The organism is Alphaproteobacteria bacterium SS10, assembly GCA_019192455.1.
GTDB lineage: Bacteria > Pseudomonadota > Alphaproteobacteria > TMED2 > TMED2 > TMED2.
This window is the reverse complement of the sequence record JAHCML010000006.1, coordinates 253,731-268,627: the sequence shown is the minus strand read 5'-3', so window position 1 is coordinate 268,627 and position 14,897 is coordinate 253,731. Positions and strand designations below refer to the sequence as shown.

The following is a 14,897-nucleotide window of genomic DNA, read 5'->3' as shown; positions in this document are numbered from 1 at the left end:
CTGCAGAACCCGGCATGCCCGAAAATCAAAGCTGTTAGGGGCCAGGTTCCCGCGCTTGGTTTTTGGCGGGGGCAGGCATCTAACTTTAAAGAACTTTAAGGATAGCATGCGGCGGGAAAGGGAGTCTTTCCGCCGGGTAGATGGGGGTAGCGTCATTCGGCCACCGCCTCTGATCAGAAAATCCCTATTTGAGCAGTTGAAGACCGGGACTTTTCCCGCTACATAACTGCTCCGCACGCCGGATTGCAGTGTCGATCCGGGCTTGGTGGGGTGTAGCCAAGCGGTAAGGCAGCGGTTTTTGGTACCGCCATGCGTAGGTTCGAATCCTACCACCCCAGCCATCTTCCAAATATGTCCGCCAGGTTCCCTGATCCGCACTCACGCGAGCAGCGGTGCGATTATCTCTGTGTAGCCGAGATAGAGCAGCAGCACGGTTAGTATCGCGATAAAGGCAATACGCAGCGTCCGCTCAGATGCCAGTTTGACGATCCATGACGCGCTGAAACCGGCGAGGATTGCGGCCGGGACCATATAGAGCAGCAATCCCCAATCAATCAGGCCGATCAGCAGGAAGTTGATGCTGGCCAGCGACAGGCTAAAGCCACTGAAGATCGCCGCCATTAGGATCAGTTCCTTCATCGCCATGCGGAACAAGATGGCGAAGGTCAGGATCTGCAGCGTGCCACCGCCGGCGCCGACCATCCCGTCATAAAAGCCCAGCAGTATTGCGGCCAGGAAGCTTAGGATCTGCCAATGCTTGATCTCAGATCCGGTGGAAACCTTCTCCATACTCGCTGGCTTTCGCCGGATCTGCCTGGCCATATGGATCAGACCAGCCGTCGCAATGAACATGATCAACCAGATCACATATTCAGATGGGATCGCCTTAAGCACCCGGGTGCCGATAAAGGTGCCGAGCAGGATGCCTGGGAACATCACCAGGAAGATCTTCAGGTACTTCCGATACTCCTCGGCCAACGCCTTTCGTTGGTCGTAGAGATAGGCATAGGCCGAAAAACAAGCGGCGGTAATGTCATTGGCGACGGCCACCTTTGCCCCGATGCCCAGTGCAATCATGCCCGGCTGGATAAAGAAGCTGCCGCCACCAAAGATGGTGCCAAACACCTCACCCACATAGGTGATGAGAAACAGCAAGCTGTTGAACAAGAAATCGGGCATAGAGGGTTATCAAGGCGTCAGCGCAGAGGGGGCTGTAGCGGTTGTTAGAGGTTATGAAACAGGTTTTCAAATGGGCCAGTTCGGAAGATGAGTTACTACCCACATCAGTTTGAAGGCCCGCTGGAACGGTTCGGCGTCGGGAAGGCACGTAAGATTTGGTACAACGTCCTCTTCCTGCCAGCCGAGCTTAAATCCACCCTCCCATTTCATCGATACCCCCGCCTACGGGTGGAGGGGGAGCTTGCCGACATTCCGGTTGAGAATGCCTTCATGCCAACGGGTGACGGGCGTTACTACCTGATCGTGGCACCACCGGTTATTAAGGGCGCTGACCTAGCGCTCGGCGATATCGTTGAAATGCGATTTCGGATTGCCGATCAGGATCGGGTCGATGTGCCACCTGCGCTTCAGAACGCTTTGGCGGCGGATGCCGATCTAACGGAAAAGTGGGAGGCGTTGACGCCGGGTAAAAAGCGGATGCTGTGCCAGCATGTCCTCTCCGCTAAAACTGAGAAGACGACAGCCAAGCGGGTTGCCGAGGCATCAGAGGCGTTACGCGACTTCAAGGCTGATCTAAAAGCCTGGCGGAACGCTAAGCGCTGATCAACGGTTACTCAGACGTTGGCGGCGCTTCCGGTTTCGGCGCGATATAGGCCATGACGCCCAGGCAGATGGCGGCAACCAGGATTGTCACCCATAACGGTGAGCCCAAAGCGGCCATAATGGCCACGCTGGCCGCCATCATCAGCCCAGCAGCGATTTTGGCGCGGCGGGGTACCACGCGATGCTCACTCCATGCCTTTAGGCTCGGGCCAAAACGCGGGTGCTGCCACAGCCAGTCATGGAAGGCTTGCGAGGATCTGCTGAAGGCCCAAAGGGCGATGATTAGGAAGATTGTGGTCGGCAGGCCAGGCACAAAGACGCCGACAAGCCCCAGCACCAGGCAGAACACACCAATCCCGAAATAGAGTGGCCGCAACCACCAGCTGGCGAGCTTCTCTAGCTGCGGTGCCGTCGACGGCTCGGCTGCGCTGTTAACGGGGGCACTCACTGGTTCTTCGATCAGATTCGGTGTTGGCGTTGCGAGTGGCACGGGTCGATCTGCCGGTTTGCTGATCGCCGTATTCTCAATCGCCTCGGTAATTGCGGCACGGGTGCGTTCGATAAACTGATCCGCTGGTTCTTCCCCGGTGATGCACCCTGCCTCCAGGCTGATAACTCGATTGGTGAGCCCCAGTGGGGCCAGACGGTGGGTGATCAGGATCACCGTGCGACCGGCACAGATGGTCTTCAGCTCATCAACCACTGCCCGCTCGGTTACGGGGTCCAATCCCTCAGTGGGTTCATCAAGCAGCAGTAGCGCGGGGTCTTTCAACAGCAGGCGGGCAAGGGCCAGGCGACGTGACTGGCCACCAGATAGTTTGGCGCCTGCCTCACCCAGCCAGGTATCGAGGCCAGTCGGCAGGCTCTCAACTAAGTCATCCAGGTCCACCTGGCGCAGCACCGCCATCATCGCGGCCTCATCGGCATTGGCGCGGCCAATTTGCAGGTTGTCGCGAATGGTGCCGGCAAAAAGCTGCGGGCGTTGATCAAGCACACCGATATCTTGGTACAGGCGATCTGGATGCAGGCTGGCCAGGTCACTGCCACCCCAACGGATCTCACCCTGATCAGGCTGATGCATCTTCAGCAGCAGGCCCAACAGGGTGGATTTCCCCGCACCGCTGGACCCAACCACCGCAACCCGGTCGCCGGGCTCTAGGGCTAGCGTCAAACTGTCCAGGGCTGGCCGGTCATTGCTGGGGTAAACAAAGCTGACCCCCTCGATACTCAACCCATGCTTCAGGTCGATGGCATCGGTGTTGGTCTGGTCGCCAGTGACGGCGGTTGGTGCATCAGCGAGGGCCAAAACACGGCGGGCGGCCGTGCGTGTTTGGCCGAGCAGTTGATAGGCGAGGGATAGCGGGGATACCGCCTCAAAGCAGGCAAGAATACCGAACAAGATCATGGCCAGCACAGGGCCGCTGATCACACCGGCTTGGTACTGCATCACGCCGATTATTAACCCGATCAGAAGGGCCAGGCCTTGGCAAAACTGCCCGAGGGAGGTGCCAAGGCCGGCAATGCTCGCCATACCAATCTGTTGTTGTGACAGGTCGCCATTACGCTCGGCGATGGCGTCGATCCGGCTCTGGGTTGCACCATAAACGGCCAGTTCGGCGATGCCATCGCTTAGATCGGCAATATCACTCCGCATTACCGCCCGGGTTTGGATCAGCTGCTCACCCCTGGCCTTGCCCAGCCGGTGGGTGAGGGCCGGTACCGCAATGGCAGCGATGGCCAAACTTACAATCGTCGTGATCGCGATCAACGGGCTGTGCATCGCCATGATCGCCCCCACCACAATCACCACGATCAGGGCAATGGTGCTGGGCACAATGATGCGGAGGTAGAGGTTGTCGAGCGCATCAATATCGGCGGTTAACCGGGTCATGATATCGCCGAGGCGAAGGCCACGACCCTGCTCATCCCTGCCAATTGGGCCCGGCACCTGCGGGATCAGGCGGGCAAACAACCACAGGCGTAGATCGGTTAGGGCGCGGAACGTCGCCTCATGGGTAACTAGGCGTTCGGCATACCGGCCAGAGGTGCGGCTTAAGGCGAAGCCACGGATAAACCCGCTGGGGAAGTGGAAGTTGAAGGCAATGGCGCCACCGGCCGCGGCACCACCCACGGCAATCCCGGCAAGGGCCGTCGCGGTGATGAACCAGCCCGCGGTCATCAACAGCCCGATACTGGAGAGGGTGGCGATCAGGGCCAGTATAATCCCGCCCAGTATCAGCAGCCGCTGACCTGCCATCAGGCCAAGAATACGGCGCAGGGCGCGTGGCTGATTGTTATCGTGATCGCTCATGCCACTGCCTCATCCAGCAGTTGGGCGGCATCCTCGCTGGTCACAACCCGGCCATGGTCGAGGCATATCACCCGGTCAACAGTGCTCAGCACCTGCGGGCTATGGGTTGCCAGGATGACGGTGCGACCTGCCATCAATGGCTCGAGGCTATCTAAGATGCGGGTTGCCGTTGCACGATCCAGATGGGCGGTTGGCTCATCCATCAGCAGAATTGGGCGATTGGCGAGATAGGCGCGGGCGATGGCAATGCGCTGCGCTTCACCACCTGACACGCCGGTATTGTTGTCACCAAGTTGGGTGTCCAGGCCGTAAGGCAGGGAACGGGCAAAGTCACTGACCCCGGCGGCATTGGCGGCCTGAATGATCGCGCCCTCTGTCGCGTCCGGGCGGCCGAGGGCGATGTTCTCAGCGATGGTACCCCGGAACAGATGGGTGCGTTGGCCGACCCAGGCGCAATGATCACGCAGGCCAGCCTGGTCCAGCGGCACACCATCAATCGTGATCTGCCCGCCGGTCGGTGCGGTAAAGCCGAGGAGTAGTTTGAAGATGCTGCTTTTCCCGCCGCCACTGGCACCGATTAGGGCAATGCGCTCACCAGACGTGATATCCAAATCAACTTGATCCAGGGCGCGGCGACCATCGGGATACTCCAGCACAACCTTGCTAAAGCTGATTTGTGAGGGGGCGGCCTTAGCAGCAGTGGCGTTGGCCGCAGCGTAGTCAGCCATCGCTGTCTCTAGGCCCATCAGGCCGTCGGCCGCTGCCATGGCGGTGGCGCGGTCGTGGTAGTACTGGCCCAGCAAGCGAAGCGGCATATAGAAGTCTGGCGCCAGGATCAGGATGAACAGGCCCGCATAAAGCGTGATATCGGCGAGCGGCCCAGGGTTGAATAGGCCAAGCAGGGCGAGGCCGATATTCACCGCCAATATCGCAATAGCGATTGAGCTGAAGAACTCCAAAACAGCCGAGGATAGGAAGGCGAGGCGCAGTACGGACATGGTGCCGCTGCGAAATCGCTCGGCCATGGCGCCAACACGCTCAAGCTCGGCATCGGCCTGACCGAAGAGGCGCAGGGTGCCAAGTCCGCGCAGCCGGTCGACGAAGTATCCGCCCAGGCGCTCCAACGCGATCATTTGGCGCCTGCTTGCCGTTGCGGCGCCAAGGCCGACCAACGCCATCATCATGACAATGGCAGGGCCGGTGAAAAGTAGGATGAGAGCGGCCAACCAGTTCACCGGCCAAACCGCGACAACAATGGCTAATGGCACCAGGCCGGCCAGCATCCGCTGCGGCAAATAACGGGCGATGTAGTTATCCAGCGCCTCAATCTGATCGTAGAGATTGGTGATGATCTTCCCGCTGCCGGTATCGGCCACGAAATCAGGACCGGCGGCGGCAACCCGCTCCAGCATGTCCTGGCGAAGGCCGGCCTTAAGTTTGGTGGCGGTTGCCATGCCGACCCGCTCTGCCAACCCCATAAGGCTGGCACGCAGGATCATAAGGCCGGCCAACCCGGCTATATGCGGCCAGAAACCATCAAGCGGCTGCCCCTGAACCACCACATCGTAGAGCACGGTGGCCAGCAAGGCGGCCTGACCAATCACACAAAGCCCAGCCAGAAAGCCGAGCAGCACCGCCAGCATCACCCGGCGTTTCAGGGGCGCTGCTTGACCACGAAGCCACCCTTGCTGCGCCTTCTGGCGCGCTTGCAACTCTTGTAGGCTGGGTGGCTGCTCCTGATCAGCAGCGGGCCCGGCTTCGGTTGTGTCGGGGGTCGTGGCGACGTTGGTCATTGTTTGATCCGGTATCCCGGCCAAGCTCCCATGGGGTGGTGACGTAACGTCTAAAGGGTTAGAGGCGCGCCAGGGATAAGGCGCGGTCTTTCGCCGCTGATTCATCTAGGCAGGAAGGCGGGAAGACCAGGGCCATGCGTGTGCCCTTGCCAACCACACTCTCAATCTCCAACCGGCCGCCATGCAGCTCAATCAGGGATTTGGTTAGCGGCACGCCAAGGCCTGTGCCCTGCTCGCGGCGGCGTAGGGTGTCATCAACCTGAACGAAAGGCTGCAACACGGCCTCAATATCCTCCGGCGCGATGCCAATCCCGGTATCGGAAACCGCAAGCACCAGCTCCTCACCACGGCGAATGGATTCAAGGGTGATCGTGCCACCTGACGGGGTGAACTTGATCGCATTTGCCATCAGGTTCAGCAGCATCTGGTGCACTGCGCGGGGATCGGCGTGGAAGGCGGGCAGTTTGCGCTCGATCTTCAGGGTGACCGTGAGCTGCGCCTCAATCGCCTTTTCCTTCAGGATGCGTTTGGCAGATTGCAAGGATCGGCCAGGGTCCAGTTTCTCAGGCGCCAGGGTCATGTGACCCGCCTCAATCTTGGACAAATCCAGGATGTCGTTGATCACGGAGAGTAGGTGCTCACCACTCTCACGGATCACGGCGCCGTACTCGACATAGTGGTCGTCTAGATCGCCGAATTGTCGGTTCTCAATACCCTGGGCAAAGCCAAGGATCGCATTCAACGGGGTGCGCAGCTCATGGCTCATCAGGGCCAGGAACTGCGACTTCGCCTGGCTGGCCCGCTCGGCATCTTCCTTGGCGGCGCGGAGGACCTGCTCCTCACGTTTCAGGCTGCTGATATCGATATAGATGGTCAGGTATCCGCCATCGGGCATCCGCGCCTCTTGCGCCTGTAGCCAACGGCCATCCTCAACCGCCACTTCCCAGCTGGTGCCCGGTGCCTCATGCACGGCTAGGCGGTCCGCGACGGGGTCGTGGCTCTCCATATGGGCGGGGCCGAGGGAGCGCCAGCTATGCGATGCTTCAGCCAGATCGGTAAAGCTGGAGCCTGCCCGCCAAAGATGGTGCAGCTCAGGGAACAGGACAGTGGCTTGTCGGTTCCAGACCGCCAGCCGGTCATGTTGATCAAACAGCGCGACCGCCGCTGGCATATGTTCAAGCGCGGAACGGGTGCGCGCTTCCAACATCGATACCTCAGAGCGTAAGGCTGCTTGGCGGCTCGCATCGATATAGGACTGCCGCATGCTGCGGCTGGAACTATTGCCGAAGAACAGCAATGCGACCGTGAAGAAGGTCATCATCACCGCCATGCTGTAACCGGTCTGGTCGTCAGCGGTCGCAAAGGTGCCGAGGGTTACCGTGATCTGTGCGGTCAAAATCCAGGCATAAAGGCTGGGCAGGTAGACACTGGTGATGCCCACAGCCGCGGCTGAAAATCCACCGATTAGGAAGGTCAGTAGCATGCGCCCCGGCAGCTCCAGGGGCGGCATTAACAGGATCACCGCCGCTGACCACACCAAGCCGGCCGCGATGGTGCCTAGAATGGCCTGTCGTCGCCAATGGGCAATGTTCTCAACCGTAATCCCGGTCTCACGGAAGGTGAGATAGTAATGCGACCGATAGCCGATCATGGCGGCATGAACGCAAAGCCAACCAACCAACAGCGACGGCTCAAAATACGGCCAGAAGGCGATCACCGCGATGATCGACCCGAGGGTCAGCCCGGTTAGGGTGAAGGGCAGGTTGCTGTAATGGGTACGCAGACGCCATTGATCGAGCCGCTCAAAGGCGGAATGGCGATCGGCATCATAGGCCGATGTGGTCGCCGATATGTCGATGAATGAGGTCATCGTTGGGGGCTACGAACCAAATACGTCAAATTGATGAACGGGTTGCTTAAGGGCAGCCAAGCGGCATCCCAAAGAAACCATCTAGCAGATATGGCATGCTGGCGCGATCCGTCCAAGCTTGGAATGTATTCCGGGAATGTTGAGGGGATCAGCGGGATTCCCGCCACCAGCCGCCAATCAGCAGCAAGAGGGCGAGGCCAATAAGCAGGATCGCGGGCAACAGCGGGGCATCGGTGATCGAGACAACCCGGTAGTTATCGTTGTTTCTGAGGCCCAGCCAGTTGCCGCCCACATAGTTGTCGCCAAAGGCAATATGGCGCAGCGCTGGGGTTGGTACATCCTCAAGCCGCTTTGCCGCCCCACTGGTGGCCGCCATCAACGGCTCCAACAGCGTTGAATCTGAACGCAAATCCGCCAGCTCCTTTGGGTTGATTCGTCCGGCCAAGGCAACGGCACTCAGCATTCCATCGAAAATCCGATACAGGCCGGGGGTGTCGGTTGTTAGGACGCCGCGCGCGGTGCCGTCCCCCTGATTGGCAAGCATCAACAATTCGGTGGTGCCATCTGGCTTGGTCACGTCGACCGCAATGGTTGGATCGTCCAAGCTGCGTCTCTCGACGATCAGCTGGTCCTCTTCCACCCGGGCGGTCAGGGTCTCTTCTTCGAGTGCGGGCTCTTTCATCAGCCAATGCGCAACCCGGCGCAGCAGCTCTGCCTGTGGGCCGCCACCCTCAAAACCCCTATCCCAAAGCCAGACATGGTCGCTTAGCAGCTGGGCAACGCGGCCCTCGCCAACCCGATCCATAACGAGCAACGGGCCCTGATCTTCACTGGCGAGCAGGACGACGCCCCGCTCAACCCGGCTATCGATCCGGCGGAACCAACGCCCCCAATCGCCAGCCTCGGCAGTACCTTGAACGCCGCCTAGCCTGGTCGTCACCGGGTGACGGTCACCGATGGTGGTGATCTGGGGGCGGAATGGCGCGATTGAGACATCACCATCTGGTGCCGCTGGCAAAACCGCACCTAGGGGCGAGCGGTGGAGGGAAAGTGGCGTTGCCGCACTTGGCCCCTCGGCACTCAACAGGGCGCCGCCACGACGGACATAATCCGCGATATTCTCAAGATAGATCCGGGGCAGCACGCCGCGTCGCTGGTACCGGTCGAAGATGACGAGGTCGAACTCTTCCAGCTTGATCTCAAACAGCTCCCGGATTGGAAAGGCGATCAGCGATAGCTCTCGAATGGGGGTGCCGTCCTGCTTTTCCGGCGGGCGCAGAATGGTGAAGTGGACCAGATCAACCGCCGGGTCCGCTTTCAACAGGTTCCGCCAAGTACGCTCCCCCGGATGTGGCTCACCGGAGACTAGAAGCACCCGAAGCCGGTCGCGAACCCCGTTCACGACGATCACGGCGCGGTTGTTCTGCTCACTAATCTCACCGGCTAGCGGCTCAACACTCAGTTCGACAACGTTAGGCCCGGCATGGTCGAGGGTAAAGGTAAGCTCCTGGTCACTGCCGGTTTGCACGGTGAAGTTGATAGGCGCATCGTCATTCTTGCGGGCCGTGACGCGCACTGGCTGCCGGTCTAGGGCATCGCCGGGTAAATCCTCAACCCGAACGGTTACGGTGACCTGTTTATCGACAAGGCCGAAGCTGGGCGCCTGCGCCACTTCCAGTCGTCGGTCAATCTCGGTCTCTTCACCGGTTAGCAGGGTGTGGATTGGTCCCAAATCCTGCCAGGCGGCGAGATTGCCTGGCACATCATGAACCTGACCATCGGTGACCAAGAGGATGCCGGCCACCCGTTGGCGCGGCAGGTCGCTTAACGCTTGTTCAATCGCCTGGAACAGACGGGTTTCATCAATACGTCCGGCAATGCCAGGGCCAGGTACAGTGATCTCCCGAAGCTCCAACCCGTCAGCGGCAGAGAACTGATCAGACAAATGCGCCCTGATTTCGGTCAGCTGTTCCTGGCGCAGTGCGCGGTTTTGGCTTGGGCTTTGGTCATAAACCACCAACGCAATGTCAGGAATTGGCACCCGCTGTTCCCGGATTAGGGACGGGTCGGCCAAGGCCAGTAGCAGCAGGCTCATCAGGGCAAAGCGCCAAAGCGTGCCGCGTTGACGGCTGACTAGGCCACTAATGGTTAGAATAGCGATGAAGGCGCCAAGGCTAACCAGCACCCAAAGCGGTAGGTCGGGTGACCAAGCAATCTGGGTCGCAAATTCCTGGAGGCTTTGATTGCCAGCACTCATTGGCCCAGCCGCTCCAGGATAAAGGGTACGTGTACCTGATCGGCCTTGTAGTTCCCGGTAAGGGCGTACATCACCAGATTAACGCCGAAGCGATAGGCCAGTTCGCGTTGCCGCTCACCACCCGGCACAACCGGTAGCATTGGGCGATTGTCTGGGCCAACTGCCCAGGCCGATGCCCAATCATGGACGCCGATGACCACCGAGGCGACACCGTCATTGCGACGCTCATCCGTGCGCTCAACCCAAACTTCGCCACCGGCATAGCGGCCCGGGAAGATCTGCAGCAGGTAAAAGGCCCGGGTCATCACATGGTCTGGATCGATGGGCCGCAGGGGCGGCATATCCAGATTGCGGGTCAGCTGTCGCAAGCGCTGTACGCCGGGTCCAGCCTCTTCCAGACCGCCCTGCAGCTTGTCCCTGGTGTCGAAGATAATCATGCCGCCATGGCGCATATAGTGGTTCAGCCGGGCGACGGTGTTGCTGTCCAAACCCTGCTGCACCTCCGTGATTGGCCAGTACAGCAGTGGGAAGAGGGCGAGATCATCCCGCTTGATATCCACCGCGATGGCGCCATCAACCTCGGCGGCGGTTCGGCGGCGCAGGATGCCGGACAAGCCTTCCAGACCAGCATGGCTAATCTCATCCACCGAACGGTCGCCGGTGATGACATAGCCAAGATAGGTGCCGCTGGTGATCTTGATCGCCCGCTCTTCATCCAGGGTTAGGCCCTGGGCGTTGGCGGTTGCACCAATGGTGAGGAACAGCGCAGTAAGTCCAGCCGTTGCGGCACGACGGGTTGTGCTGGATTTAAGCGCGGATAGGCCACCGCTAAATCGATCAAGGCTACCACTCAACCATTGGGCGAGGCCCCAATCTACAAGCCCAATAATCAGCGCAAGCAAGATGAGCAGCGGCAGTAACGGCGTCTGTGACGCCACGCTCAACGGTTCCAAAGCCATGCCTGAAGGCACCGTGGTTCGGGCCTGCAGGGTTGGAAGCTCAGCGCCCAGGTTCAGCGCGCGCCTTGCGGCATCACGACCATAAAGGCCCGGCGGATGTTCGGGCCCGATCTCAACGATGTCCGCTGTATCGATGGGCAGTGGCTGCACCATTGGCCCTGGTTCAATTAAAGTACCAAAGCCGTCGAGTATACGAATGGGGGCAAGGTTGGCCGGGCGGTTCGCCTCGGCGGATTGCCCGGGATCGACACCGGCGCTGAGCGGCATCAACCGTTGCAGCATATCGACGAACAGGCCGCTCAAGGCCAGGTTGGACCAATCAGGGCTCGCCGTGGTGTGGAATAGGACGAGGTAGCCCCGGCCACGTGCCTCTGCGGTGACCAAGGGGGTGCCATCGACCAGCCTTGCCCAGGTCCGCTCGTTAAGGTCGAGCGCGGGCTCGGCCAGGACTTGCCGCTCAATGGTGACATCCGGTGGGACTGCCATCCCATCAAACGGGCTGTTGTCCGGGAAATCGGCCAGGGGTACCGGCTCAGTCCAGGATAGCGCGCCGCCAAGGGAGCGGTCGCCCTGGCGGAGGCGAACCGGCAATAGGTTCTCACCGCTATTGGCAAGTTGCGGCCCGGCAAAGCGAACCAGCAAACCACCTTCTCGGATCCAGGCATTCAGCCGGTCCTCGGCATCTGGATCGATGGTGCCAATATCCGCCATCATCAACACAGCAAGCGGTTGTGCTAGCAGCTGGTCCAGATCGCCCTCACGAACCTCGGCAAATGGGTTCAGGGCCTGGCGCAGATAGTGACGCTGATCCAGCAGGGGCTGGGATTCCCGGTCGATACCGCCGGCGATGAGGCCAACTGGGCGACGTACAAACCGGTCATCGAACAGGACCCGCGCCGCCGCATGGTCGGCACCGATGATACGAACCTGGCGGATATCGCTGCGCAGTTCATCCGGGACTGTGAGGGCCACGGGGACAGAAGCGGTGTCGGCGGGCAGCTCAACCTGTTGGTCGCTCAACAGGCGATCTTCGCTGCCCAATGTCTGGATACGGATGATGGCCGGGCGGTCGGCGGCACTGCGCTCCACCATCACGCTGGGACCGTCATCGATGTTCTTGTCTGCACCAATGCCTGATCCCGGTGGCCGCAGGATTACAGGCAGATTGTTTGCCGCTGCGCGAACTAAGGTGACATCCCCCAATCGGGTCAGGCGGGACAGCGCCTCGTCATCGCCGTCATGCTCGAGCCCGCTGCTGATCCAATAGATTGAGGGAACGGCGCTGCCCTGTTCCTCAAGCCAATCGGCAATGTTGCCAACGGCGAGGTCCATATCACCGGCCCAGGGTTGTGGCGCGATGCTAGCAAGTCGTTCGGCAGCTTGGGTCTCAGAGTAGGGGCCAAAGAGCTCTAGCGGATCGCCATTTGCCGGCATTGCGGTCGGGGCGAAGACAATCGGCCTATCCTCAACGCCAGGCCGGTCGAGTAGCGCCTGCAGTTTGCCAACCCGGTCGGCCCAATTCCCGCCGGTGGACCAGTCATTCTCAATCAGGAAGACGAGCGGCCCATCACCGGCTAACGGATCCCGTGGGTTCAGCGTTGGCTGCGATGCGGCCAAGATTAGCAGGGCGGCAAAGATCATCCGCAGCAGCATCAACCACCAGGGTAGGCGCGCCGGTGTCTGCTCCGTCGGTAATAGATCTCGCAAGAGCCGCAGGTTCGGGAAGGCCACCAGCCTTGGGCGCGGCGGCAGTAGGCGCAGCACCCACCACAAAACAGGCAGCAGCAAGAGGCCAGCAAGGGCCCAGGGCGCACCAAAGGCGATGGTGGTGCCGAACGCCTCAATCATCGCGCCACCTCACCGGGCAGCGTGCCACCCTCGGCCAGGGCGGTGTATAGGCTCATCAGGCAAGATTGGGCCGATTGATCCGTGCGGTGCAGGGTCAAACCCCAGCCAGCGTTGCGGGCGAGGGCATTAAGCCCCGCACGATGGGCTTCCAGGCGCTCATGATAGATGTCGCGGATGGTCTCAACCCTAGGCACGATCAAGCGGTCGCCACTTTCCAGGTCTTTGAAGCGGGTTCGGCCGCGATAGGGCAACTGCTCCTCGGCCGGGTCAAATATCTGAACTAAATGGCCCTTTACCCCGCTATTGACCAGGGGGGCAATGGCCGACTGAATATCTTCAAGCGGTGCCTGAAAATCGCCGAACCACACCGTCTGCGCGTGGCGCGGCAGTGGGTGGGCCGGTGGCAGGTTGCCATAGGGGTTATCGTCGTTGCGGTCAGGCTCATCCTCCCCTTCAGCTGGGATCAGCGCATTCGCAAGGTTGATCAATCCACCCCGACCGGCGGCCGGTTTGGTTCGGTCAAACCGGCTCATCAACGCTACCCGCTCATCATGACGGACAAGCAGTGTCGACGTGGCAAGCAACAGAACCATGCCCCGCATGCGTTTGGTTGGTAGGTTCTTCGATGATCTGAACACCATGGAGGCGGATCGGTCGGTCCAAAGATACGCTGTCTGCGCTGCTTCCCACTCCGCATCACGCACATAGAGCCGCTCACCCTTGGCGGATTGGCGCCAATCGATCCGCTGGGTGCCGTCATGCTGCTGGTAGTCACGGAACTGCCAGAAGGTTTCGCCAGCGCCCGGACGGCGGCGGCCATGCAGACCCTGGCGCACTGTCTCGGCAATGCGCTGTGCCTCAAGCAAGAGCGATGGCAGCGGCTCGGCCAAGCCAGCCGCACGGTTCAGCACCCGCCGACCAGCGGGCAGCTTTGCCTTGGGCTTACTCTCGTTCTGTTGGCTTGGGGCGCTCATAAACTCTGTGAAGCAGTTCTGGTTTCGCGACCCTTAAGCGACGGCTTCGACCATTCGGCCGATCACATCATCAAGCACAATACCGTCAGCCCGGGCACCAAAGCTAAGCGCCATACGGTGCTGCAGGACGGGTCGCGCCAACGCCGCCACATCATCCATGGATGGGGACAGGCGCCCCTCAAGCAGAGCCTTGGCACGGCAGGCAAGCATCAGCGCCTGGCTAGCGCGGGGGCCAGGGCCCCATGCCACATGCTTTTGCACCTCGGCGAGGGCACTCTCCTCCGGGCGGCCACTGCGGACCAGATCCAGGATTGCCTCAACAATTTGCTCGCCCACCGGCAGGGCGCGAACCACATGGCGCGCGGTGATCAAATCCGCCTCGGTCAGGCTGGCTGCCGCTGTCTGGCTTGCCGTACCAGTGGTCGCGAGCAGCATCTCACGCTCAGCTTCCCGGTCCGGGTAATCCACATTGATCTGCATTAAGAAGCGGTCGAGCTGAGCTTCCGGTAGTGGGTAGGTCCCCTCTTGCTCAAGCGGGTTTTGGGTCGCGAGCACGTAAAAGGGCTGCGGCAAGTCGTAGGTATGACCAGCAACAGAGACGTTATTCTCCTGCATCGCCTGCAGCAGTGCTGATTGGGTGCGTGGGCTGGCGCGGTTAATCTCATCCGCCATTAGCAGCTGGGTGAAAATTGGGCCTTTGATAAAGCGGAACTCACGCTTACCGCCCTTGGTCTCCTCTAAGACTTCAGAACCCAAAATGTCTGCGGGCATTAGGTCTGGCGTACATTGAACCCGGCGATAATCCAGGTGCAGTACAGCGCCCAGTGTTTCAACCAACCGGGTTTTTGCCAGGCCAGGCACGCCCAGAAGCAGGACATGGCCACCGGCCAGAATGCTGATGAGGGACAGGTCGACCACATCACGCTGGCCGAAGATAACTTTACCCACCTGTTCACGGGCAGCCCCCAAAACCGCGCCAAGGCGGGTGGCCTCATCTGCGATTTGATTGGCGGTCATCTCTTCCGGTTTCGTGGCGGTGCCGGCATCCGACGGGGATTTCAGCGGCTGTCGGCTGCGCCCAATACCGGATGCAACACTCGAAA

The 14,897-nt window shown here is 60.4% G+C and carries 9 protein-coding genes and 1 tRNA gene; 2 read left to right on the top strand and 8 right to left on the bottom strand.

Features of this window, described 5'->3' with window-relative positions; genetic code table 11:
• Positions 1–266: 266 nt before the first annotated feature.
• Positions 267–341 (top strand) — tRNA-Gln (locus KI792_11280).
• A 37-nt stretch (positions 342–378) separates the two neighbouring features.
• On the opposite strand, the gene KI792_11275 is transcribed toward KI792_11280, so the two are convergent.
• Complete coding sequence (locus KI792_11275) at positions 379–1,179, bottom strand: sulfite exporter TauE/SafE family protein (protein ID MBV6633597.1); 801 nt, start codon at positions 1,177–1,179, stop codon at positions 379–381.
• 87 nt (positions 1,180–1,266) lie between these two features.
• Between KI792_11275 and KI792_11270 the strand changes: the two genes are divergently transcribed.
• Entirely contained in the window at positions 1,267–1,782 is a 516-nt protein-coding gene (locus tag KI792_11270) for a YdeI/OmpD-associated family protein (protein ID MBV6633596.1), read from the top strand.
• 7 nt (positions 1,783–1,789) lie between these two features.
• Here KI792_11270 and cydC read toward each other — a convergent pair whose 3' ends face one another.
• From cydC to KI792_11235, 7 genes are all read right to left on the bottom strand, one after another.
• A complete protein-coding gene (cydC, locus tag KI792_11265; protein ID MBV6633595.1) occupies positions 1,790–4,093 on the bottom strand; it encodes a thiol reductant ABC exporter subunit CydC in 2,304 nt (767 codons plus the stop codon).
• Positions 4,090–5,886 (bottom strand): thiol reductant ABC exporter subunit CydD, encoded by a 1,797-nt coding sequence (cydD, locus tag KI792_11260; protein ID MBV6633594.1) that lies wholly within the window; start codon positions 5,884–5,886, stop codon positions 4,090–4,092. The genes cydC and cydD overlap by 4 nt, the downstream gene beginning before the upstream one ends.
• A gap of 58 nt (positions 5,887–5,944) precedes the next feature.
• Complete coding sequence (locus KI792_11255) at positions 5,945–7,756, bottom strand: PAS-domain containing protein (GenBank protein MBV6633593.1); 1,812 nt, start codon at positions 7,754–7,756, stop codon at positions 5,945–5,947.
• Between the two features lie 148 nt (positions 7,757–7,904).
• Positions 7,905–10,013 (bottom strand): hypothetical protein, encoded by a 2,109-nt coding sequence (locus tag KI792_11250; GenBank protein ID MBV6633592.1) that lies wholly within the window; start codon positions 10,011–10,013, stop codon positions 7,905–7,907.
• On the bottom strand, positions 10,010–12,820 hold the full coding sequence (locus tag KI792_11245) for a DUF4159 domain-containing protein (protein MBV6633591.1): 2,811 nt from the start codon (positions 12,818–12,820) through the stop codon (positions 10,010–10,012). The genes KI792_11250 and KI792_11245 overlap by 4 nt, the downstream gene beginning before the upstream one ends.
• Complete coding sequence (locus KI792_11240) at positions 12,817–13,794, bottom strand: DUF58 domain-containing protein (protein MBV6633590.1); 978 nt, start codon at positions 13,792–13,794, stop codon at positions 12,817–12,819. Before KI792_11240 ends, KI792_11245 begins: the two co-directional genes overlap by 4 nt.
• Positions 13,795–13,827: 33 nt before the next feature.
• Entirely contained in the window at positions 13,828–14,811 is a 984-nt protein-coding gene (locus KI792_11235; GenBank protein MBV6633589.1) for a MoxR family ATPase, read from the bottom strand.
• Positions 14,812–14,897 lie beyond the last annotated feature (86 nt).